The following is a 22,157-nucleotide window of genomic DNA, read 5'->3' as shown; positions in this document are numbered from 1 at the left end:
TCAAAAAAACCTACAGGCGAATGGGATGTAGTTGGGAAAATATGCTAAGATTTTGACTAGAGATTGATTAATATATCAGATTATTTTTTTCTTTTCTGCAACCTATCGTTTACTTAAAATAATGATTAATTAAATTAATTTTAATTCATGAACTTAATTAATAATCAAGTCTTTTTTTAAAATTTAGTCATGATGTTACATTAATTGAAAGCAATGTCGCATTTGGTATAGCTATTCATTACTAAAAAAATAAGAAATGAGGAAATTAATCCTCATTGATAAATAGTTATTGTATTTGAAGTACTTGCGGTTTCATACATGGATGTTATAATGTATTGTGCAGGCATTAAATTAATGTTTAAGCGAGCAATACCATTTTCATCAGTTGTTCTGTCGTAGTATACACCATTTACATTAAATGTAACGACTTTGTTTGCAAAAGCTTTTCCCTGACCATCAAGCAATTTGACTTCAAATTTGGTTCCGTCACGATATCTCATGGTAATGTCTTTTCCCTGTAGGATAGGCAATACTTTTATCGTGTTTGAATAGTGCAATTGTTTATATTCTGCTGTAATGATATAGGTTCCTGGATTTAAGTTAATATTCAATTTGGCTGTACCATTTTCATTAGTCTTTCTTTCGTAAAATACACCGTTAATATTGAAATTAACTATTTCACCAGCGCCAACAGGTTTTCCGTCATCACCAAGAACAGTAATATAATATTGGGAATCGTTCCTGTAATATTTGGTTAAGTCCTTACCTTGGAGTATTCCTAAAACAGTAACTTTATTTCCATGCATTTCGCCATTAACAGAGTTTATTGCCGTAATGATATAGGTTCCCGGATTTAGGTTAATATTCATTTTGGCTACACCGTTTTCATTAGTGGTTCTTTCATAAAGGACTCCGTTAATGTTAAAGTTAACTTTTGTATTTTTTAACGCCTGTCCGTTTGAATTGAGGAATGTAGCATAGTATTGTGTGCCGTTTCTGTAGTATTTTACAATGTCATTTCCTGAAATTGTGGATTTGATGTTCACGGTATTTTCACAGAATGTAAATTCATTGTCCGGATATACTGCAGTAAGTGTAACGTTTCCCGGATTCAAGTTAATGGCAATTGATGCTTTTCCTTCACTGTTAGTTGTTCTTTGATAGAAATTACCGTTAATATATATTTTAACAACTTTATTAGCTAAAGGTTTATTATTTGCATCAGTTAATTTAACTTCATATTTTGATCCGTCTTTATAATACATTTCAAAGTCATTTCCGGTTAACTTAGTTGATGTTCCCGCATCGAATATACAAGCAATATCGTTTGTTGTAGATGAAGCGAGATATTTGTCCTCACCTGCAAATGTTGAAACAACTTGATGATATCCGTTTGCTAAATTATTTATTGTAAAACTAGCTTTTCCTTGCTTATTTGTTGTTTTACTCTGTTTTTTACCCTCAATGTTAATTTCTATAGTTTTGCCGGCCACCGGATTTCCATTAACATCAGTTAAAGTTACTTCATAGGTTCCACTTTCTGAAGGATTTCTTAAAAGAATACTGTTTCCGCTTAGTTGGGTTGCAACTTTACCTTCAATAACATTAACGGTTCTTGAAGCAGCGAAATTGCTGCTTGATGCAGTAACTGTAACCTGACCAGGGCTTCCAGTATATTTGCTTTTTCCAACATTATTCGTAATGATAACGTCTGAAGGATTAAAGTTTGGAGTTACACTTACGCCATATTTTGGCATTTCACCGTTTAGATTGCCGTAACTGTTAGTTTTAAATCTGACAATTTCTGTGTTTTCATTTTGTTTAATTTGGGTTGGAACTGTTAAGTCAAGAACTACCCAGGTATTGATATTTCCAACATTGTAATAGTGAATATTGTTCTGGGATACTTTGTTCTGGGAGTTCCAGTAATTGTATTCAAGGCTGTTAATGGAACTTTGATATGATTCGATGTCAGAACCGGTTTGGCTTGCATAATTGTTTTTGAAGATATTATAGTTTCCAGCAAATGCTGTATTTTCTAAAAATATTGCACCACCATATATTGCAGTATTTCCTTCATATGATGATCCTTGTGTATTTAGAACAGAATTCTGCATATAAATAGCTCCACCACTGTTTGATGCCTTATTGATTGAGAAATAATTGTGGTTTGATAAGATTAATTCCTGTACATTATTCGCCCTTATAGCTCCTCCGCTGACACTTGCGGTATTGGAGTAAAATACATTTTCACCCTGGAAGTCAACACGAGGTGAATCAATTAAAAGGACAGCTCCTCCAATTGGGGCACTGTTTGAATTAAATGAATTCTGTCCTTTTATCATTGCATTATAGTTTGCTATATATAATGCACCCCCTGAACCAAGAGCTGTGTTTTGATTGAATACATTAATTGAATCTATGTATAAATTGGCTCTGTATGAATAGATTGCTCCACCAATGTTCGGTCCGCTTCCATAATTGGCATTATTATTGACAAATGAATTTTCACCATAAATGTTTAGGCCTTTCCCTTCATGGTTAGATATTGCTCCACCCATGCTTGCTCTGTTGTTTGTAAATTCGTTTTTACCGTTGATAGTCATTATCGTGTTGAATAAGCTATTGTCAATAGCTCCTCCTCTGTAAGCCTGATTGGATTGGAAGATGTTGTTCCCGTTTAAATTGAAAGTACCGTTTTCGTTGTTAATAGCTCCTCCTTTTCCGGTTGGAAGCATTACTTTGTTGTTTGTGAAAGTATTTTTTCCACTAATATCAGCTATTGCCTGGTGGTTGAATATTGCTCCACCGTCTGAATTTCCAACGTTGTTTTTGAAAATAGTTTCTCCTTCAATATGCAGGTAGGATTTTTTGGAGCGGTCACTTTCATGGGCAAATGCATTCATTATTGCTCCACCTTTACCTTCATCAATTCCTATAGCAGCTCGGCCTGTAAAATAAGCACTATTTGAATCAAATGTGTTTTTACCGGAAATATAAAGGGTTGATCCCCCACCGTTTGCTATTGCTCCACCATCTTGCCATACTTTATTTTGGAAAAAGATGTTTGTTCCGGTTATCGTTGTTGTAGCTCCTTTATCACATGAAATAGCTCCACCATCACGAGCGTAATTGTTGTTGAATTCACAGTTCTCAATAGTCAATGTTCCCATATTCAATATGGCTCCGCCATCAAAATCTGATGTAAGTGTTTCTGGCAAGTACCCATTAACAAATTTAATGTTTTTTAAGGTTAATTCTCCTCCCGGAAGGATTTTAAATATTCTTCCAAGATTATTACCGCTTATTGTATGTCCGTTTCCATTTATTGTATACTTATTATTTTGATATATATCGATATCATAGTCATTAGCATTTCTTGTAATGTCTCCAGTCAATGTAATGTTGTTAGAACTGTACATTGCATTTCTTAAATCAGATAAACTTCCCGCACCAACATCTGCTGAAATTACAGTATCATCAATGCCAGTTTCAATTGGGATGTCAGTATCGTTCAAATCAACTGCGCTGACGGATGACATTACAAATATTAAACAGAAAACTGTTATTAAGAATAAAAATATCTTTTTCATTGTAAGTCTCCCCAAAATGTAAATTTCATAATAAAAATGTACATATAATATTATTTTTTGAATATTATATTATAAATCTTATTATTTGACTTACAATTTTCATTATTATAACTTTAATCTAAAATAATTGTCATTATAAATAAAAAATAGTTGAAAAATTTTAAAAAAATAAGATTTTTATCATGTTTTGTATGTAACATGATAAATTTTATAATTATTTTCTTCATAAATCTCATCAAATGTCACATTGTCATTTGAAAATTTACTTAAATCATGCGGTGTTGAAATATAGCTAACATTAAGGGTTTGCAAATCATTAACATTTAGATTAATATAGAATATGTCCGCAGATGCCAATAAAAATTCTGTAGGAGTTTCATTTTGGAATGTGACACAAATGTGGGCATATCTGTTATATATATCTTCATACTGATGATTTTTGTCTAGACTGTGCCATTTATCCAAATCCGGATATGTATTAATGGAATTTATGGTTTTTGCACCAACAGGAATTAATGAATTAAGATATAAATCAGTTACAATCCAGTTAGCGTTAGGATCTTTTTGTACAATGCTTTCAACTTCATGGATGTAATTTGATTCAAAAACAACATCAGTGCCTGTGTCTACAGGATTGACTAATGCGCCGGTTAAAAATGCCAGTACAATGCATGAAATCAGAAATACCTTTTTTCCTTTAGGTGAATGTGATAGGAATATAACTGAAAAGAATACAGAATATAAGACTACCAATATTACAATCATCCATAGTGCATAATAGTCATTATATAGGAATGTGGATGCGTAAACGACAATTGCTGATAATACAACGGATAGAGCAATTATTAATTTTTTATCTGCAAATTCCCTTAAGCTTGAAATGGAACGTATCAATATCAAGCATGAAACAAATCCGATAACACAAACTATTCTTCCGGTTCTGACATGGCTTCTTAATGTAAGGCTAATGACAGAGTCCGGAAGTGATACAAGAAGGAATATGGAAAGTATCAAATATAATGCAAGCAATCCATATAAAAGTTTATCTTTAGTCTTTTGATAGAATAAAACTATAAAAGATAAAATCAGTGGTACAGGGAAAAAGTCTACAAATGTTGATTGTTCAACAACATTAGCCGGAACTCCATCAGGCATTATTGGGAAATAAACTGAAGCTACATAATTGAATAAATATGTAAAATCATAGCCTCCGTTAAAGACTTCATTACCTGGATATACAGTATTCATTACTATTTTAAGTGTTTCAGCGGAATTCTGTAGAATATGAACCATCAATGCGCATAATATTGCTAGGGATCCTAGAATTATTAGAAAATCATATTTATTGAATGAAAATGTCTTTATGTTTTTCAAAAATATCCAGATGGCAAGCAGGACAAATACATATCCGAAAGGTATCTGCCATGATGGATACATTGCCAGTCCAAAGCCCCCAACACATATTACCAATCCAAGAGCTATTAATAGACGTTTTCTATAGTCTAGCGTATTCATATATAAGTTAATCAATAAAACGGCGAGCTGACCGAAAATCAGTTGCTCGACAAGTCCGTTGATTGCAAACCACCATTGAACAAGGGGTGAAAAGGTAATCAATAGGCTATAAGCCAGAGCGAGTTTTTTGTTTTTGTTTGTAATCAATTTGCCGAATTCAAATGATACTAAAAACAATACTACTAAACGTGAAATCCAGAAAAATGATAGACCCTGGCCCTGATTCAGGAACAAATAACCAATTAAAAATGGCTTGAATATAATTCCGATATCCCATACAGGCTGGCCGTAAAGTAAAAACATGTCTGTTGGAACCGCCCTTACAATATCGCTGAAATATGCGAAATTATTTAAATACTGGGAAAATGCAAGCATTGTATTGACATTAAATTCATCTGTTCTGATTTGTCTTGAAACACCGAAGAGAATGTTATGGTCAACATGGAAATAGTTCAATTCATTAATTGATGATCCGTGAATCTGGAATATGACACATACAACTAAAAAAAGCAATGCCAATGGGAATCTATAGAGGTAAATAAGATCCAAAACCTTTTTCTTTCTTGTTTCACCATAAAAAATGTATAAAATTATAGCAAATATAATTAAAAACATTAAATAATGTTTAAATGAAAAATATTTAAGAAAGTTTCCTAGTGAAAATGCGCTTATTATATTTGAATGCTCTACACAAACAATGTAACTTTCCAGTAGAAATGGAAGAATTAATGCTAAAAGAACATTTAAAATTTTACTTTTTTTAGTTATAAACATGATTTTTATTTTATTAATATGTATTTATATTATTTTCTAAATTTACTAGTTTTGAACTTGAATTTCCCTTTCAAATTGATTAATTGAAATAAATAATCTTAGGATAAATATTAAATTAAATAAAAAATAATTATTAATTATACCCTAATGGAGATTTTTTTTATGTATGACATTGATATCGATTCCTTAAAAAATATATATATGAATCTTTCAGATGAGATTTATATTTTTGACACGACTTTAAGGGATGGTGAACAGACGCCGGGGGTTGCTCTTACAGTAGATGAAAAAATCCAAATTGCTCAAAAGCTTGATGCTATTGGTGTTGATAAAATCGAAGCTGGTTTTCCTGCCGCATCCAAAGGAGAATTTGAAGCATGCAAAGAGATTAAATCTTTAAATTTGGATTCTACTATTGTGGGTTTGGCACGCAGTGTCAAAAATGATATCGATTCAATATTGGATGCTGATTTAGGATATGTTCATACTTTTATTGGAACCTCTCCATTGCATAGAGACTATAAATTAAAAATGTCTAAAGAAACTATTATTTCCACTGCAGTCGAAGCCGTTGAATATGCTAAAGATCATGGATTAACTGTAGAATTTTCTGCTGAAGATGCTACCAGAACTGAAAAAGATTTCTTTTTTGATGTTTATAATGAGGTTAGTAATGCAGGTGCAGATTTTCTAGATATTCCAGATACTGTTGGTGTATTGACACCGGTTTTTACTCATGAATTAATTTCTTATGCTAAAAGTGTATTTGATTTACCTATTAGCGTTCATTTCCATAATGATTTTGGTTTAGCTACTGCAAATACTTTAATAGCTATTGAATGTGGAGCCAATCAGGCACACGTAACCATCAATGGTATAGGTGAACGTACAGGTAATACTCCACTTGAAGAACTTGTCATTATTCTCAATACTGCTTATGGAATGAATTTAAATATCGATACTTCTCAATTGTATAGTCTGTCTGAATTTGTAGGTAGATTAACTGGTATTAAAATGCCGGTAAACAAACCAATTGTTGGTGATAATGCTTTTGCCCACGAATCAGGTATTCATGTTCATGGTATTTTAAATAACTCTTCTACATATGAACCTATTTCACCGGAAAGTGTAGGTCATTCTAGAAAAATTATTTTGGGTAAGCACACAGGAGCAAATGCTTTAAAATCTAAATTAAAGGAATATCACATTGATTTAAATAATGAACAATTTGATAAAGTATTCTCACAAATTAAAACCTTGGGTGATAAAGGTAAATGTGTGACTGACGATGATTTGAAAGCTATTGCTTTAACTGAACTTGCTTCAGCTCGTGAAACTCTGATTAAATTAAAAGGATTAGGATTGATGTGTGGGGCTGCTGTTTCTCCTACAGCAACCGTTAAATTAGAGATTTATGGCGTTGAAAAAGAAACATCCCATACTGGCGTCGGGCCTGTTGATGCTGCATTAAATGCTATTAGATATTTAATTCAAGATACAATGGATATTGAACTAGAAGAATATAATCTTGAAGCTATTAATGGAGGTACTGATGCTTTAGCTGATGTATTTGTTATTTCTTCAGACAATGAAGGAAATAAATCTACAGGAAGAGCTATTAATGATGACATAGTCATGGCCAGTATTTTAGCAGTTTTAGACTCAATCAATAAACTTTTATTAATGAAGAAAATCTAGAGAAGAAATAAATTCTTTAATCCAATAAATCATAGGGAATGATAACATGGAAGAAAATACTATATACATTGGAAATAAACCAGTAATGAATTATGTATTGGCTGTAGTTACACAATTCAATGAATTTGATTCAGTAACTTTAAGAGCAAGAGGAAAAGCTATCAGTCGTGCTGTTGACACGGCAGAGATTGTTAGAAACAGTTTTGTTCAGGAAGCTGATGTTACAGATATTCAAATTTCAACCGAAGAGGTTGAAAACTATAACGATGAAAAAACTAATGTTTCAGTCATAGAAATTAAAATTGAAAAATAAATTAATTAAATTTTCTTTAATACTTTAAAATCTAATAAGTATTTGGATAATTTGATATTTGAAGTACCTTTACCGAGGGCTTCCACTTTACTTTTTTTTATAGCTTTAAAAACACTGTCAATGTCTTTATCACAATCTATTTTTGAGTAGCAATCACCTACGAATTTGTAGTAATGGGCGTCACTTGCTCCAAGACCTGGCAAGTTTTCTTTTTTGGATAATTTCTTTGCTTTATTATTGCAGTAACCTACAATAAAACGGGCGTTTTTAGTTTCAATCGCATCAATTTTTAAATCTTTATAATCAGCTTTACATAATAGCCCGTGTCTGTAAAAACAGTATGGATGAGGTATTATTGCAAGGCCTCCCTGGTCGTGAATAAGGTCAATAGTTTCTCCGGCAGGAAGATCTCTTTTAATGTTTTCTTCACATCCAAAACCTAAAATATGGCCTTCAAGTGATGATATTTCAATTGAGGGAACTACTAATAAGTCATCATTTTTTGTTAATCTAATTGCTTCTTTTGAACCCTCAACCGTGTTGTGATCGCTTATTGCGATAATATCAAGACCTCTTGTTTTGGCTACTGCAAATATATCTTTCAGTTTTGATTTAGAATCCGGTGAATATTCACTGTGAATGTGTGTATCCATCTTAAGCATCATATTCCTCTAGAGCTTTTATTAATCCTACAGTTCCGGTCATCATAACATCGCCTCCAGGACATGCATGATGCCAGTCGAGATTTGTTTTTTCTATTAATTCACGTTTAGGACCGGTTACTATTACTTTTTCTATTTTACTGATTGGGTTAATTACGTGTGCACCATGGCCGTGGTCATTATAAACTTCCTCGTTTGTAATTATTCCTTCAGCTAAGCGTTTTAAGTAATTTTCCAAGCTTTCAGGTGTTAGGGATGATGTGTGATGTTCAAATATTCCCTGTATTTTACCGTCTTCTATTGATGCTGCTGTTGTGTGACCGTTACCGATATCTATTGCTATAAAGCTGTTTAATTTAGCTGCGTCATCATCATAACACATTCCGGTTATTGATGCAAATTTAGTGTCCATTATTAATGGATTTATTTCTATTCCCTCTGCTTTTACAGATCTTTCAACCGCTTTCATTCGGGTATAGTAATCCGGAACATTTCCCTTAAATGCAAATTCTTCAGGTTTAATCGGTTCGGATAATTTTTCACGGAATTTTTCAAATCTGAAGTCTCTGTCTCCCATATTTTCATTATATCCATGGTCCTGAACAGCTATTGCTATTGCATCAAAATCGAACTCCAAATCATATCCGAGAAGGAATTCAGACAATTTTGTAATGTTTATATCTCCTAAAGCTATTTTTGTAAAGCCCTTATATTCCTTATCTTTTGATGCGATTTCTATTCCTATCGCTTCCACCTGTGATAATTTATCCCTTATGGTTCTTGCCGGAACTTCTTCCATTACTACTTTATATCCTTTTTCCATATGTTCCAAAAGTGTTTTTTTAATTTTTCCTCCTCCCATTATCTCTCCTGTGAAATATAGGTCATTTTCTATTTCTCTTACTTGTTGGGAGATATATAAATGTGGGGAAGGTAAAACTATTTTAATTGAATTTTCCAATTCCTTTTCATCATCATATACCATTATGTCCTGTGTTCCGGTTCCTACATCAATAGCTAAAATTCTCATATTATTTTATTTTGATGTCATTTTATTAATATATTAATTGTACATTTTTGTACAACAAAGTTTTAAATAGTACATTTTATATAGATTATTACATGAATTACAAAATTACTTTAGATTCCGATGAAGTGCCAAAAAAATGGTATAATATTTTGGCTGATTTGCCAAAAGCACTTCCGGAACCAAAAAATAGTGAGGGTAAAAATCAGATTGCTGATTTACAAAAAGCATTTACAAAATCTGCTTTAGAACAGGAATTTGCTTCTGATAGATATATTTCAATCCCTAAAGAAGTTAGAGAATTATACATGCAAATGGGTAGGCCTTCACCTTTATTTAGAGCTACTAGGCTTGAAAAATTCTTAAATACTCCTGCTAAAATTTATTATAAAAGAGAAGATACTTCTCCTACAGGATCCCATAAATTGAATTCAGCTATTCCACAAGCTTATTTTGCTAAAAAAGAAGGTGTTGAAAGGTTAACTACTGAGACTGGTGCTGGACAATGGGGTACTGCATTATCACTTGCTTGTAATATGCTTGATTTAGATTGTACTGTTTATATGGTTAAAGTCTCTTTCAATCAAAAACCGGACAGAAAAAACATCATGCATATCTATAACAGTAATGTTTACGCTTCACCTAGTGAAAATACTCAAATCGGTAGAGATATCCTAAAAGAAAATCCAGACCACCCAGGTTCTTTAGGAGTAGCTATTTCTGAAGCTATGGAAGAAGCCTTACTTAATGAAGAGGTTAAATATTCATTAGGCAGTGTTTTAAACCATGTAATGTTACATCAAACCGTAATCGGTCAGGAAATCAAGCTCCAGCTTGAAAAAGCAGAAGAAGAGCCTGATGTCGTAATTGCATGTGCTGGCGGTGGAAGTAATTTGGCCGGATCATTTTTCCCACTGCTTAAGGATAAGTTAGATGGAAATTCCGATACAGAATTTATTGCCGTTGAACCTAGCGCATGTCCTACATTGACAGAAGGCAGTTATGATTATGACTTCGGTGATGTTAACGGTTTTACTCCTATGCTTAAGATGTTTACCTTAGGGCATGATTTTGTAGCACCAACCGTTCATGCCGGCGGATTAAGATATCATGGAATGTCTCCAATTGTTTCACTTTTAAACAATGAAGGAATTATTTCTCCTAGATCAGTCCATCAAAAAGATGTATTTGAAGCTGGAATTACCTTTGCACGTAATGAAGGTATTGTTCCTGCTCCTGAAACAACTCATGCTATTAAAGCAACTATTGATGAAGCATTGAAATGTAAACAGACTGGTGAAGAAAAAACTATTGTCATGAACTTCTCAGGTCATGGTATGCTTGATTTAAAAGGATATGCATCATACTTTGAAGGAACTATGCAAAATGCAAAATAGTGTGATTTTTCACACTTTATTTTTTTTAATATTATTACTTATAACTTATCACTTATAACTAATAATTTATCATTTCTTATCACTTATAACTAATAACTTATCTCTGAAAACAAATACTTTATAAGGTTGAAGTTATAAAATATAACTTAATAGTTAAAAGTTAAATCTTTTAACTTAGTAATAATAACTTAAATGTTAAAAGTTATTTCCTATAACTTATTCATGTTAACTTAAAATTTATCACTTTTAAGTTTGAAGGTTTAACTTATCTATTCTAAGTTACTCCTTCGTTCTTAGAAGTTTTAGGTTAAAATTTACCAGTTATTCATGTTAACTTATAATTTATCTCATTTAAGTTGGGAGGTATAGCTTTTCTGTTATACCTTTTAACTTAAAATTTCATGTTAACTTAATTATGTATTCATAAGTTGAAGGTATAGCTTTCCTGTATGCCTTTTAACTTAAGAGTTCATCATAAGTTATAATGTATCCCATTTAAGTTGGAGGATATATCTTATATCTTCCGACTTAAATTCATTTTAATTAGGAGAATTATTTAATGAGCGAAGTAATAGCCGTAATGAATCAAAAAGGAGGTTGTGGAAAGACTACTACCGTCGTTAATACCGCAACTTCACTTGCAGTAATGGGTAAATCTGTTCTGGTAGTGGACATGGATCCTCAGGCAAATGCAACAACCAGTTTTGGCATTGATAAAAACGAGTTAGAAAATACCATTTATGATGCAATCATAGGGGATATAAATGTTAAAAAAGCTACAATTCCAACATTTATAAAAAACTTATTCATTATTCCAAGTAATATTTCATTAAGTGGGGTAGGCGTTGAGCTAAGCCAGAAAGAAAATTATCATATTATTTTAAAGGAAACGCTTAAAGACGTTATTCCACTGTTTGATTACATATTCATTGATTTACCTCCTTCATTAGGTGTAATTACCGTAAATGCATTAGTTGCATCTGACAGTGTATTAATACCAATTCAGGCTGAATATTATGCACTTGAAGGTGTTGCGGATTTAATTAACACCATTAAACTTGTTGAACAGAGACTTAAAAGTCCAACTCCAATCAAAGGTATTTTACTTACTTTGTATGATAAAAGGACTAGATTAAGCAGGGATGTTTATAAGGAACTAAAAAGTTACTTTGGTAAAAGCAATCTTCTATTTAAGACTATTGTACCAAGAAATATCAGATTGGCTGAAGCACCAAGTTTCGGAAAACCATGTTTGATATATGATCCAGACAGCACTGGAACTAAAGCCTATTTAAAATTAGCTAAAGAAATTTTAGAAAGGGACGGAAGTGATTAGAATGACACGTGGGCTTGGCAAAGGATTAAATTCTTTAATACCAGAAATTTATGACGAAAATTTTGACAGTAATGGAGCTCAATCATTAGAGGATATCTTAAACGAAAAATCAGAAGATGATATTACTGAAAAAGAATCTAGTGAAGACATTATCGTTGAGGAAACTGAAAAGGACGATAATAAAGAGCCTGATGTAGATGAAGTTGATGATAATGATGAAAAAGATAATGACGAATCAAACGAAACGTCAGATAAGAAAATCCAAGAAAAAGACGATGAGGATACTAGCTCATCCAAAGACGTATCTGGCGATAAAAGCACTGAAGAAGGGTTATCAGATTCACAAGATGTCAAAAAACAAGAAAATGTAGCTGAAGTTTTAGATATTGTTGATAAAAATCCAAGAATAACATTATGGTCTTCAAGATCTGCTGCAGTATTTAGATATTTAAGAAAAACTGAGCCAGAATTTAGTATCAGTCGTGAAGCTTCTATATTAATTGATGAAGCCGTTTCTAAAAAATATCCGGATATCTGGGATTTATTTGAGGATTTAAAATAATTAAAAATTTTCCAATAAGCTTTGGTAAGCTCCGTCTATTTTAATATATTTTTCAGCCCTGTCAATAACCACACCTAATTTTTTTAATTCATTTTTATTTTTAAAGGGCATTTTTTTTCTAATAGAAATTATTTTTCTTGCAGATTTTACACCGATTCCAGGTACACGTATCAGTTCCACAAATGGTGCGGTGTTAATTTCTACAGGAAATATATCCATATTTTCTGCAGCCAGAATCTTCGGATCTTGTGTTAATGAAAGTTGGTTATTTTCATCAAATACCAATTCATTAAGTTTAAAATGATAATCATTAAGTAAACTATCTGCATTATATAATTTTGCAGTTCTATCTGTACTGCAAGCTTCTTTATTTTCGAAATCTGTCTCTTGAATTGGTGAAAATGCTGAGAAGTATGTTCTCTTTAATTTAGTTTTATTGTAAATTTTTTCCATTCTATGTAGAATTTCCCTGTCACTTTCGCCGTTCGCACCGACAATCAATTGTGTAGTGTGAGTAGAGTTTGGATATGTAGTACTTTTGCCATGTAAATTGTCAATCCATTTCAATCTTTTCAGGATATCTTTATTATAATCTTTTGTAGATGACAGTTCAGCAAGACCTGATGGTGTAGCAGCTTCTATATTAATACTGACTCTATTTGCAAGTGCCATTGCTCTTTTAATGGAATCTTTGGAAGCTCCAGGTACAATTTTTAAATGTATATAATCATCATATCCATAATCTTTTCTTAGGATTCTAATAGTTTCTATTGTTTTTTCCATTGTAAGATCTTCATTTTTATCAACGCCTGAACTTAAAAACAAACCGTTTACCAAACCTCTATTGTAATAACCTAGAAATGCATTTGCAAGTTCTTCGGGTGCAAGTTCAAGTCTTGTAAAGTTTCTTTTGGATTGATTAATACAGTATTTACAGTCATTTTTACATTTATTAGTTAGAAGAGTTTTAAATAGTGGAATTTGACAGCCATTATGTCCCGTAGCATGATAAATTCCTGGCAGATTAACTTGTGAGCTTTTGTTATGATTGACATAATCACATAAATCATACTGTGCCGAATCAGTTAAAATTTTCATCTTCTCTAAAGTACCCATATTATATTAATTATATTTTTTGATATTTATTTTTATCCAAATAATATTATTCGTTGTGTATTTAGGCTATTGGATATTTTTTGGCTACAATAGAAAATATTTATTTTCTCATTTTTTGTTTGTTATCTATAAAACTAATGTTTTTTCTATAAAGTACCTATAATAACACTGTTATAAATTGATTTTGTCAACTTTTTTTGAAATTTTTGCACATCAAAATAAAATTATATCAAATAGATAGTAAATTGATTAATTTTTAAATATTTTATTATTTGTATGTATAGTTTATATATAATAAATAATCATAAAGTAATTTAAGCTATGTTCGTATAAACCGTGTTATGATATATTGGATAATTAGCTTGTAAAATGATTAATAATGTGACATTATACTGACAAAAATAAATGTTTATATAATTTCTTGAGTCGGTTATATAATTATTAAAAAAATTAATTTAAGTTTAAAAAATTCACGGATGGGGGGTAGTTATATCCTTGTTTTTTAAACAACTGTCATATTATTAAATCAAAGAGGTTTAAATTAAGAGAGATTTTAAAAATCAATTAAGGTGATATATAAATTTCTAAAATTATTTTAAGGTGAATTTATGAAAGGTAAGTCGATTTTATACGCATTATTATTGTTAATCATTTTGTCTGCTAGCATTGGAATGGTTTGTGCTAGTGAGGATATTGATGATTCAACAACTGATTTTTTATCTTCAGATGATATTGTTATTTATGAGGGAACTTCTGAAGTATCATCAGACACTTCATCGGATGAAGTAGCAAATGATGTTTCACTTGGAGTAACAAATGATGTTTCCTTTAAGGAAAATGAAAGTAAAAACACATCACTAATTGCTTCCGCAGAGAGTAAAAGTTTATTGGGAATAAGTAATGAAGATAATCATGTTCTTCAGGCAAATGTTATTCCGGTTACTGGAATGTGGTTCAGTGATGTAAGAAACGCAATTGAAAGTGCAAGTGATGGTGATATCATAGATCTCGGGGGAAGAGAAATAGTTGGGTCATATCCTAACGGTAACCCTAGCATATCAACGAGTAAACAATTAACTTTTATAAACGGTATTTTCAATGCCGGTAACGTTACTTCGATTAATATTAATAAACGTAATTTTATTGAAAACTGTAAATTTGAAAACATAACTTTTAAAAACTTTAATGATACATGCATGTATCCGAATTTCTTTATAAACTGTACTTTAAGGCATGTTTCTTTTGAAAATTTCACCCTTGCTGTAGCAGGTTTTGTTATAAGAAATTCCGACTTATATGATGTAAACTTTACGAATTGTCATTCTTTGGCACCAGAGGATGAAAATGATTATGAATATGCTGCAATGGCTGTAACATATAATTCTGTTTTAGACCATTGTAATTTTGTTAACTGTACAACCAATAGACACTCCGGTGCGATTTGTATCGCTGGACAAAGGGGTAATAGGGTAGACGTATTTAATTCAAATTTTATAAATTGTAGCGCAGGTGTTGGTGGAGCAATTTATGTACACGGTAATGCGGCAATCAACGAAAATTACCACTCAAACATTATAAATTGTACTTTCATTGGTAATTCTGCTACTCAGAAAGGTGGAGCTATAGGCTCTAGTCAAAATTATCTTGTTGTAAAAAACTGTACTTTTGAAAATAACACTGCTAAACAAGGTGCAGCTTATATGCTTGCAGGTATTTCACATGGTTTGGATGGAATTCCTGAAGGGCATTATAATAATATTGTAGACTGTTACTTTAGAAATAATACCGGTACTGAAGAAGGTGGAGCAGTTCACATAACCGGTGATAACAATAACTTTGTAAACTGTACTTTTTGGGATAATTATGCAACCAACGGAAACGGTTCAGCAATTTACATTCACGGTCAAAATTCATCCGTAATCGATTCTGAATTTCATGAGCATGAGTGTTCAAGGGGTACTGTATATATTATAGGAAATAATACTTTAATTGATGGTTCAACATTTGATAATAACTCTGCTTCTAGGGGTGGAGCTGGTGTTTATGTAGTCGGTGATAACACTTTAGTTAATAATTCCGTATTTAATAATAATGATGCAATCTATCATGGTGGGGCTTTGCATTCTGAAGGTGATAATCTTAGAGTATTGAATTCTAATTTTACTTCAAATACAGCAATTGCTTCAACAGATAACATGGAACAAGGTTTAGGTGGAGCTATTTACATTAAAGGAAATAATTCTAATATTTCTCAAAGTTATTTCGAAGGAAATGTTGCACGTAATGGTTCTGCTATTTATAATAGAGGTCAAAACTTAACTATTGAAGATGATACATTCATTGAAAATCAGGCTTGGAGTTATCTTTTAACAACCGTATCTAATGAAAGACGTATTTATTATGATCCGGAAGGTGTTGTAACAATTAATGTTACACATAAAGGTGGGGATAACATTATCAATGCTATTTATAATGATGGATCACCAAATAATATATTCTTTTTAAATGTAACTTACGAATCTTCTGTAAATAAAACACAAAATACTGGAACTGTAGTTGTTAACCCTGTAGATGGTGTGGAAAAAAGTGAAAACGGTACTCTAATTTATCAGGATTCACGTGAAGATTTACAAAATATTACGATTGTCGTGACACATCTCGAAACGGGCAAAGTTGTTATTAACTTTACCTCACAAACTGGTATTTTAGGTAATACAAGTGTATCTGAAAGAGGTCTTCTTCCGGGTAATTATTCTGTTAACGTTACTCACGTTGAAGACGGATTATATAAATTTATTACAAACACAACTTACTTTGAAATTTTACCTGTTGCTGATTTGGCTATTGAAAAATATGTTTCGAATAAAACTCCTGATTTGGGAGATGAAATTGTTTGGACACTTAAAGTAACTAATAATGGTCATAACAATGCAACTAATGCTTATGTTATCGATAAATTGCCTGATGGTTTAATATTTGTTGATTCAGATGGAAATTATAATGCAACAACCGGACGTTGGGAAATTGGCGATTTAGCCGTTAATCAAACAGTTTATTTAAAGATTAGGACTGTTGTAAATATTACAAACACTACTATTTTGAATGTTGCAACTGTTAATAGTAGTACTTACGACCCGGATGAAAAGAATAACATAGCTAATAACACTACTAAATCAAACACTCTTACAGACTTAAGTGTAGTTAAATTAGTATCTAAAGAAACTGCAGTTATCGGAGATGAAATTGTTTGGACTATTGTAGTTACCAATAATGGTCCGGATATAGCTGTTAATGCTTATGCTATTGATAAGCTTCCTTCAACTTTGGATTATGTCAGTGATGATTCCAATGGTAAATATAATCCATCTACTGGGCGTTGGGAAATTGGTGATTTAGCTAAAGGTGCTAAAGCTATTTTAAAAATCATAACTAAAATTAACACGGACAATACAACTATTGAAAACAATGTATTTGTTAACTCAAGTACTCCCGAATCAAACACGACCAATAACAACGCTTCAAATAAAACAACCGTTCTAGATTATAATTTTGAAGTTCAAAAGATTACCATTACACCTCTCGTTACTCTAGGTGATCAGGTTACTTTCCAGATTGTTTATAGAAACACAGGTTTAACAGATTTAACCGGTGTATTCATAGAAGAATCTAGTTATGACGGATTGATATTTAGCCATAACTTAAACCAGCCTCACTGGAAACATTCAATTGTAAATGGTAAACATAGGTGGACATTAATAAACAAATTAGGCATTGATGAATTTGCTTCATTAACACTTGTCTTTAACACAACTAAAGAAGGTACTTTTACTAATGTTGTAGTTGCAGGCAGTAATGAAACCGATAATAAAACAGCTAAAAATGATACAACTGTCGTAACACCTAAATTCACTGTTGAAAAGATCAGTTTAACTCCATTTGTCAGTGTAGGTGACCAAGTAATCTTTGAAATAGTTGTAACCAATACAGGTTTAGTAAATATAACTGACATGTTTGTTGAAGAATTCAAGTATGACGGTTTGGTATTTGACCATGCTTATCGTTTAGGTAATTGGGTTAAAGACAGTAATGCGAATATATGGAGATATTCAAATGTTTTAACTCCTGGAATGGTTAATGGTTTCTTTGTAGTATTTAACACTACCAAGGAAGGTAATTTCACCAATATTATTGTTGCCGGTGCTAATAAGACTGATAATAAAACAGCTAACAATACCACTGAGGTCGTTGAACCTAGGTTTGTTGTTGAAAAGATTACTGTGAATCCTTTAGTTGCTGTCGGTGAACAGGTTACATTTGAAATTGCCGTATCAAACACAGGACGTATTGACTTAAATGGCGTATTTGTTGTTGAATCCGAGTATGACGGTTTGGTATTTGACCATGCCTATGGTTTAGGTGATCATTGGGTCGAGTCTATTGTAAATAATAAACATAAATGGACTTACAAAGAAGTATTAGCTCCTGGAAATGCTCATGGTTTCTTTGTTGTTTTCAATACTACTAAAGCAGGTAATTTCACTAATGTTGTTGTTGTTGGTGCTAATAAGACTGATAATAAAACAGGCAATAATACTACTGAGGTTGTTGAGCCTAAATTCGTTGTTGAAAAGATTACTTTGAATCCTTTGGTTTCAGTCGGTGAACAGGTTACATTTGAAATTGCGGTATCCAATACTGGTGAAATTGCTTTGAAAAACTTGTTTGTTGTTGAGTCCGAGTATGACGGTTTGGTGTTTGACCATGCCTATGGTTTAGGTAATCATTGGGTTGAAACTGTTGAAAATAATAAGCATAAATGGACTTATACCGAAGCATTGAATCCGGGTAAAGCTCATGGTTTCTTTGTTGTTTTCAATACTACTAAAGCAGGTAATTTCACAAATGTAGTTGTTGCCGGTGCTAATAATACTGAAAACAAATCAGCCAATAATACTACTGAAGTTGCTAAACCTGAATTCAGTGTAGAAAAAATAGCTTTAGACCCTGTTGTTCATGTAAATAATTTAACCAGGTTCCAAATTGTTATTCAAAATACTGGAAAGGTACCGATTACAGGATTATTCTTGGAAGAGACTGATTATCAAAATTTAACTTATCGTTCATTTATAGATACTGATGACTGGTATTTTGTTACAAATGGAAAATACTCATGGACATATCCGAAAGTTTTAAAACCAAAAGAAGTTGTAACATTAATAGTTATATTCAATGCAACTGAAGTGGGTAATTGGACAAACACAGTAACTGCAGGCGCAAAAAATGTCGAAAACAAAACTGCAAACAACACTACTGAAGTTGTTACATATGACCCTGAATGGAATGCAACTAATCCGGATATCAGTATTGAAAAAATTGCATTGGACAAATTAGTAATAATAGGCAACACTGTTACATTTGAAATAGTTGTCCATAATATTGGAGATAAAAGATTACACAATGTTACAGTTTATGAAAAATTCGATGATGGTTTGGATTTCATCCGTATGATTGATAATTCAGACTTATGGATTGATAATAAGGATTTAACCTTTACATTAAATACTACTTTATATAGAGGAGAAACACTTAAGTTTTATGTTGAATTCAATACAACTAAAGTAGGTGTGTTAAGAAATATTGTAAATGTAAGCTCAAGTGAAACCGGAAATAAAACTGCAAATGACACTGTAGAAGTAGTGGAACCTCAATTGGAAATCAGTAAAGTGGCAGATAATTCTACTGTATTTGTAGGCAGTCAGGCAGTATTTGAAATCCTTGTTAGAAATACTGGAAAAGTAGATTTAAATCATGTAATAGTTAAAGAAACTTCCTATGATGGTTTGATTTATGATGGATGGTATGATGATACTGGGTTATGGACTAAAAACAACGATTTAAGTTGGTCTTTAAAACCTAAATTAGTACCTGGTGAATATCTTGGTTTCTTTGTTGTATTCAACACAACCCAAACAGGTAATTTCACTAATGTAGTCGTTGTCAAATCTGATGAAGTGCCTAATAAAACAGATAATGATACTGTGGAAGTTTTAAAACCTGATTTATCAATAAATAAAGTAGCTATTAATAAAATTGCAGAAATTGGCGATCAAGTAACCTTTGAAATTCTTGTTAGAAATACTGGTCAGGTTCCTTTAAATAATGTACTAGTTAGTGAAACTTCATTTGACGGTTTGATTTATGACAGTTGGCATGATGATACTGGTTTATGGATTAAAAACAATGATTTAAGTTGGTCTTTAAAACCTACTTTAGCTATTGGTGAATATCTTGGTTTCTTTGTTGTATTCAATACTACAAAAGTAGGTAACTTCACTAATGTTGTTGTTGCAAAATCTGATGAAGTGCCTAATAAAACAGGTAATGATACCGTAAATGTATTCAATCCTGAATACACACTTGAAAAAGTAACTATTAATAGAACTGTTCTTGTTGGAGAGCAAGTAATATTCCAAATTATTGTTCATAACACGGGTAAAGTGAATATTAATAACATTACTGTTAGAGAATCAGAATATGATGGTTTAACTTATGCCGGATGGTATGATGAAACCGGTTTATGGGCTAAAAACAATGATTTAAGCTGGACTTCAAAATATGATATATATCCTAATGGAATTATCGGATTCTATGTTGTATTTAATACTACTAAAGAGGGTACTTTTAAAAATGTAGTTGTTTCACAATCAGAAAAACTTCCAAATAAAACCGCAAATGACACAGTAGATGTATTAAAACCTGAATTAACTGTTGAAAAGGTTACTGTAAACAATACTGTTGTTGTTGGTGAACAAGTAATATTTGAAATTATTGTAAGGAACTCTGGTGATGTTGATTTAAATAATGTAACTGTTCGTGAATTAGAATTCAATGGTTTAACATATGATTCATGGTTCGATTACACTTCCAAATGGATTAAAAACAATGACTTAAGCTGGACTTATAATTCAACTTTACTATCAAAGAAACATGGATATTTCTATGTTGTATTTAATACTACTACTGTTGGTAATTTCACTAATGTTATTGTAGCTAAGAGTAATAATACCAATAATACTTACGCAAACAACACTACAAATGTAATTGGCGCTGATTTAGCTGTTAAGAAATTGGTAAGTAATTCTACTCCTAATTTTGGTGATGTTATTGATTGGACTATTGTTGTTACCAATAATGGGCCTGCTGATTCAAAAGGAGTTTACGTTATTGATAAGTTGCCTAGTGGTTTGGTTTATCAGTCTGATGATTCTCAGGGCAAGTATGATCCTGTTAGTGGTCGTTGGGATGTTGGTGATTTGGTTAATGGTGCTAATGCTACTTTAGTGATCAAGACTTTGGTTAATATTAGTAATGCTACTATTTTGAATGTGGCTACTGTTAATAGTAGTATTTATGATCCTAATGAGACTAATAACGAAGGTAACAACACTACTGATGTTAATCCTGCTGCAGATTTATCAATTAAGAAATTAGTCAGTAATTCCACTCCTAATTTCGGTGATGTTATTGATTGGACTATTGTTGTTACTAATAATGGTCCTGATACTGCTGTAGGTGTTTATGTAATCGATAAGTTGCCTAGTGGTTTGGTTTATCAGTCTGATGATTCAAGTGGTAAGTATAATCCTGTTAGTGGTCGTTGGGATGTTGGTGATTTGGTTAATGGTGCTAATGCTACTTTAGTGATCAAGACTTTGGTTAATATTAGTAATGCTACTATTTTGAATGTGGCTACTGTTAATAGTAGTACTTATGATCCTAATGAGACTAATAATGTGGGTAATAATACTACTGATGTTAATCCTGCTGCTGATTTGTCTGTTGTTAAGTTGGTAAGTAATTCTACTCCTAATTATCTTGATGTTATTGAGTGGAGTATTGTTGTTACTAATAATGGTCCTGATACTGCTGTGGGTGTTTATGTAATCGATAAGTTGCCTCGTGGTTTGGTTTATCAGTCTGATGATTCTCAGGGCAAGTATGATCCTGTTAGTGGTCGTTGGGATGTTGGTGATTTGGTTAATGGTGCTAATGCTACTTTGGTGATTAAGACTTTGGTTAATATTAGTAATGCTACTGTTTTGAATGTTGCGACTGTTAATAGTAGTACTTATGATCCTAATGAGACTAATAACGAAGGTAACAA

Annotated in this window: 11 protein-coding genes; 6 read left to right on the top strand and 5 right to left on the bottom strand. The window is 31.9% G+C overall.

Going from position 1 to position 22,157, the window contains the following annotated elements; all coding sequences use genetic code 11:
- Nucleotides 1-272: 272 nt before the first annotated feature.
- The gene (locus ACKI44_RS11195) at nt 273-3,593 is read right to left on the bottom strand and encodes a hypothetical protein (RefSeq protein WP_407424405.1); all 3,321 of its coding nucleotides are present in this window, start codon (nt 3,591-3,593) and stop codon (nt 273-275) included.
- Nucleotides 3,594-3,773: 180 nt separating this feature from the next.
- Entirely contained in the window at nt 3,774-5,657 is a 1,884-nt protein-coding gene (locus tag ACKI44_RS11190; RefSeq protein ID WP_407424403.1) for a hypothetical protein, read from the bottom strand.
- Nucleotides 5,658-6,044: 387 nt separating this feature from the next.
- On the opposite strand from ACKI44_RS11190, the gene ACKI44_RS11185 reads away from it, so the two are divergent.
- Entirely contained in the window at nt 6,045-7,580 is a 1,536-nt protein-coding gene (locus tag ACKI44_RS11185) for a 2-isopropylmalate synthase (RefSeq protein WP_407424401.1), read from the top strand.
- Nucleotides 7,581-7,626: 46 nt separating this feature from the next.
- On the top strand, nt 7,627-7,893 hold the full coding sequence (albA, locus tag ACKI44_RS11180) for a DNA-binding protein Alba (RefSeq protein WP_407424399.1): 267 nt from the start codon (nt 7,627-7,629) through the stop codon (nt 7,891-7,893).
- A 5-nt stretch (nt 7,894-7,898) separates the two neighbouring features.
- Here the strand turns inward: albA and ACKI44_RS11175 are convergent, their stop codons facing one another.
- Nucleotides 7,899-8,555 (bottom strand): CehA/McbA family metallohydrolase, encoded by a 657-nt coding sequence (locus ACKI44_RS11175; RefSeq protein WP_407424397.1) that lies wholly within the window; start codon nt 8,553-8,555, stop codon nt 7,899-7,901.
- Complete coding sequence (locus ACKI44_RS11170; RefSeq protein ID WP_407424395.1) at nt 8,548-9,585, bottom strand: DUF1786 domain-containing protein; 1,038 nt, start codon at nt 9,583-9,585, stop codon at nt 8,548-8,550. The genes ACKI44_RS11175 and ACKI44_RS11170 overlap by 8 nt, the downstream gene beginning before the upstream one ends.
- 92 nt (nt 9,586-9,677) lie before the next feature.
- Here ACKI44_RS11170 and ACKI44_RS11165 point away from each other — a divergent pair, with 92 nt between their 5' ends.
- The 3 genes from ACKI44_RS11165 (at nt 9,678) to ACKI44_RS11155 (ending at nt 12,877) form a co-directional block, all read left to right on the top strand.
- Complete coding sequence (locus tag ACKI44_RS11165) at nt 9,678-10,979, top strand: TrpB-like pyridoxal phosphate-dependent enzyme (protein ID WP_407424393.1); 1,302 nt, start codon at nt 9,678-9,680, stop codon at nt 10,977-10,979.
- A 559-nt stretch (nt 10,980-11,538) separates the two neighbouring features.
- Nucleotides 11,539-12,315 (top strand): ParA family protein, encoded by a 777-nt coding sequence (locus ACKI44_RS11160; RefSeq protein WP_303737764.1) that lies wholly within the window; start codon nt 11,539-11,541, stop codon nt 12,313-12,315.
- Nucleotides 12,308-12,877 carry an AAA family ATPase gene (locus ACKI44_RS11155; RefSeq protein ID WP_407424390.1) on the top strand — a complete coding sequence of 190 codons (570 nt, stop codon included), beginning with the start codon at nt 12,308-12,310 and terminating at the stop codon, nt 12,875-12,877. Before ACKI44_RS11160 ends, ACKI44_RS11155 begins: the two co-directional genes overlap by 8 nt.
- Here the strand turns inward: ACKI44_RS11155 and ACKI44_RS11150 are convergent, their stop codons facing one another.
- Nucleotides 12,878-13,993: a radical SAM protein gene (locus ACKI44_RS11150; protein WP_407424388.1), complete on the bottom strand. Its 1,116-nt coding sequence runs from the start codon at nt 13,991-13,993 to the stop codon at nt 12,878-12,880.
- 608 nt (nt 13,994-14,601) lie between these two features.
- On the opposite strand from ACKI44_RS11150, the gene ACKI44_RS11145 reads away from it, so the two are divergent.
- On the top strand, nt 14,602-22,157 hold a 7,556-nt coding region (locus ACKI44_RS11145), incomplete at its 3' end, for a hypothetical protein (RefSeq protein WP_407424386.1).

Origin of the sequence: Methanobrevibacter sp. (assembly GCF_045646205.1) — an archaeon.
In the GTDB taxonomy this organism is placed as follows: Archaea; Methanobacteriota; Methanobacteria; order Methanobacteriales; family Methanobacteriaceae; genus Methanocatella.
Note: the sequence above shows the minus strand (reverse complement) of the source record. Positions and strands in the feature narration are given on the sequence as shown.

What these genes read in the sequence shown, in the direction of transcription:
- ACKI44_RS11195 (WP_407424405.1), bottom strand. Translation starts at nt 3,593, where the DNA reads ATGAAAAAGATATTTTTATTCTTAATAACAGTTTTCTGTTTAATATTT.
- ACKI44_RS11165 (WP_407424393.1), top strand. Translation starts at nt 9,678, where the DNA reads ATGAATTACAAAATTACTTTAGATTCCGATGAAGTGCCAAAAAAATGG.
- ACKI44_RS11150 (WP_407424388.1), bottom strand. Translation starts at nt 13,993, where the DNA reads ATGGGTACTTTAGAGAAGATGAAAATTTTAACTGATTCGGCACAGTAT.
- ACKI44_RS11170 (WP_407424395.1), bottom strand. Translation starts at nt 9,585, where the DNA reads ATGAGAATTTTAGCTATTGATGTAGGAACCGGAACACAGGACATAATG.
- ACKI44_RS11160 (WP_303737764.1), top strand. Translation starts at nt 11,539, where the DNA reads ATGAGCGAAGTAATAGCCGTAATGAATCAAAAAGGAGGTTGTGGAAAG.
- albA (WP_407424399.1), top strand. Translation starts at nt 7,627, where the DNA reads ATGGAAGAAAATACTATATACATTGGAAATAAACCAGTAATGAATTAT.
- ACKI44_RS11185 (WP_407424401.1), top strand. Translation starts at nt 6,045, where the DNA reads ATGTATGACATTGATATCGATTCCTTAAAAAATATATATATGAATCTT.
- ACKI44_RS11175 (WP_407424397.1), bottom strand. Translation starts at nt 8,555, where the DNA reads ATGCTTAAGATGGATACACACATTCACAGTGAATATTCACCGGATTCT.